2 protein-coding genes are annotated in these 2838 nt (G+C 60.3%); both read left to right on the forward strand.

The window, feature by feature from the left end; genetic code table 11:
- The first annotated feature begins 120 nt into the window (after positions 1-120).
- Positions 121-1146, forward strand: a complete 1026-nt coding sequence (locus AB3X99_RS40800) for an IS110 family transposase (protein ID WP_368662058.1) — start codon at positions 121-123, stop codon at positions 1144-1146.
- Positions 1147-1520: 374 nt separating this feature from the next.
- Positions 1521-2795, forward strand: a complete 1275-nt coding sequence (locus AB3X99_RS40805; RefSeq protein ID WP_368662059.1) for an IS256 family transposase — start codon at positions 1521-1523, stop codon at positions 2793-2795.
- Positions 2796-2838 lie beyond the last annotated feature (43 nt).

The following is a 2838-nucleotide window of genomic DNA, read 5'->3' on the forward strand; positions in this document are numbered from 1 at the left end:
CGGACCTATCCGAATGAAAGGGACTTCCCCGTCCCGAGGCTGCGGCGGAAGCCGCGAGTCGGCATCGAAGTGCCATGATGGAGTGTCGAACTACATCAACGCCAACAGGAGGGGAAGTCCATGCCAATTGTCACCGTCGGGATCGATCTTGCCAAGAACGTGTTTGCCGTCCACGGCGTGGATGACGCCGGCAAAGCGGTGCTCATCAAACCTCGTGTATCTCGCGACCAGCTGAGTGCATTGATCGTCCAATTGCCGCCGTGCGTAATCGGTATGGAAGCGTGCTCGGGAGCACACTACTGGGCACGCGTGTTCCAGAAGTGCGGCCATACAGCGAGATTGATGGCGCCAAAGCTGGTCGCTCCCTACCGGATGTCCGGCAAGCGCGGCAAAAACGACGCGGCTGATGCGGCCGCTATTTGCGAGGCGGTGACGCGACCCAGCATGCGTTTTGTGCCGCTCAAGGACGAGCATCAGCAGGCTACGCTTTGCCTGCATCGGACGCGACAGGGATTTGTCGAGGAAAGAACAGCGACCTACAACCGGTTGCGTGGCCTGCTCTCGGAGTTCGGAGTGGTTCTACCGCAGAGCCCGGAAAAGCTACGGCTAGACATCGCGACTCACCTTGACTCGTTGCCCGGCTGGGCGCGGCGGTGCATCAGCGATTTGCTCGAGCATGCTGGCGACATCGAGGACCGGCTGGGCGAATATGACCGCGCGATTGGCGAGATTGCCCGGGAAGATGAGCGCAGCAAGCGGCTGATGCAATTACGTGGCATCGGTCCAACCACGGCCAGCGCTTTGCTGGCCAGCATTGGTGCCGGGCATGACTTCCGGAATGGCCGACAGGTCGCGGCGTGGCTTGGGTTGACACCAGGACAGCACAGCAGTGGCGGCAAAGCCCGGCTGGGCAGCATCACGAAAACAGGCGACGCGTATCTGCGTAGTCTGCTGGTCCTGGGAGCTCGTGCCGTGATGGCCAACCTGGGCGACAAGCAAGACCGGTTCAGCAGGTGGGCCAGGAACCTGGTGGAGCGCCGCGGTTACTGGCGGGCAGCAGTCGCCATCGCAGCCAAGAATGCGCGGATGGCCTGGGCAGTTCTGAAGTACGGCGGCGACTTCAGGCGCGAGCCAGTGGCAGCGTGACGTGCGGAGCTAATCTGCCAACAACTAACACGAACACCACGATAGTACACATGACTGGATAAAAGATCACTTTGCACTGCCAGCGGTGATGTGAAGCGGGTTGGACCCGCGCGGGGCGTACCTGGACAAAATACAGGGAGCTCAATCCCGATATCCGAACGAGGTCCTCGCGCGCGTCTTTCATCAGGGTCCGGACCATTGGTCCAATATGACCGTTTGTAGCATTGCAGTCCTTCACCTTCTCACTTACACCAGCGAAGCAGCGCAGTACGTAAAGACATCAAAGCAACGTTGGGTTTGCAACCGACGGGGAGCCCTTGTAGCCATTTTGTGGGCGAGGCATATCATGAGAGGTAAAAATCATGGATATGCCGATGGACAAGAAACAGAAACGACGCACTGTCGCTTCGCAGGCAGCGGCCCGAGGGCCGCTGCCTGCCTTGCCTGAAGGGCTGCTGGACGAACTGGTCAAGGGGCCGATGACACCCGCGCAGGTCAAGGACCTGATGCTCGCCTTCAACAAGGCCGTCATTGAACGCGCGATGGGCGCCGAAATGAAGCTGCATCTGGGGTATCCATCCGGCGATCCCAGGCCGGATGGCCAGACCAACGAGCGTAACGGTGCCAGTGGCAAAACCATCATCACGGACCACGGTCCACTCAGGGTCGATCTGCCACGTGACCGTGACGGCAGTTTCGAGCCGATACTGATTCCCAAACACGAACGCCGCTTTACCGGCTTTGATGAGCGCATCATCGCCATGTACGCGCGGGGCATGAGCGTACGCGAAATCCAGGCGTTTCTGGCCGAAAGCTACGGAACGCAGGTGTCGCCCGACTTCATCAGCTCGGTCACCGACGAGGTGATGGCCGAGACACTCGCCTGGCAAAACCGACCGCTCGAACCGATGTATCCGGTCGTATTCTTTGATGCGCTTCGCGTAAAGATCCGCAGCGACGGCGTGGTGAGCAACCAGGCCGTGTATCTCGCGCTGGGCATTCAGGCCGACGGCCAGCGTGACGTACTGGGCTTGTGGATCGAGCACACCGAAGGCGCGAAGTTCTGGCTCAAGGTCTTCAATGAACTCAAGACGCGCGGCTGCCAGGACATCCTGATCGCCGTGGTCGATGGCCTCAAGGGGCTCGCCGATGCGATTGGCACGGCCTACCCGCGCACCGCCGTGCAGACCTGCATCGTGCATCTGATACGCAACAGCCTGGAATACGCGAGTTACAAGGACCGGAAGGCTATCGCCGCGGCGCTGCGCCCGATCTACACGGCCGCAAGCGGGCAGGCCGCGCAGCAGGCGCTTGAGGCATTCGCTGCAGGCCCATGGGGCACCCGATATCCGACCATTGTGCAATCCTGGCGGCGTGCGTGGGAGAACGTCACGCCGTTCTTCGTGTTTCCACCAGAAATACGCCGGGTCATCTACACGACGAACGCCATCGAGAGCCTGAACATGCAGTTGCGCAAGATCATCAAGACGCGCGGGCACTTCCCCAATGACGAAGCGGCCATCAAGCTGCTGTGGCTGGCATTACGAAACGTGCTTGCAAAGTCCGTGCGCCATGCCTATGACTGGAAATCTGCGATGAACCAGTTTGCCATCCTGTTTGGCGAGCGGTTTACGCGGGCGCGCGGGTAGCGTTTTTTTTAACCGCCTCGCCCACAAAAATGCGGACAGGTTC

The organism is Paraburkholderia sp. BR10882, assembly GCF_040948855.1.
Classification (GTDB): Bacteria; Pseudomonadota; Gammaproteobacteria; order Burkholderiales; family Burkholderiaceae; genus Paraburkholderia; species Paraburkholderia nodosa_A.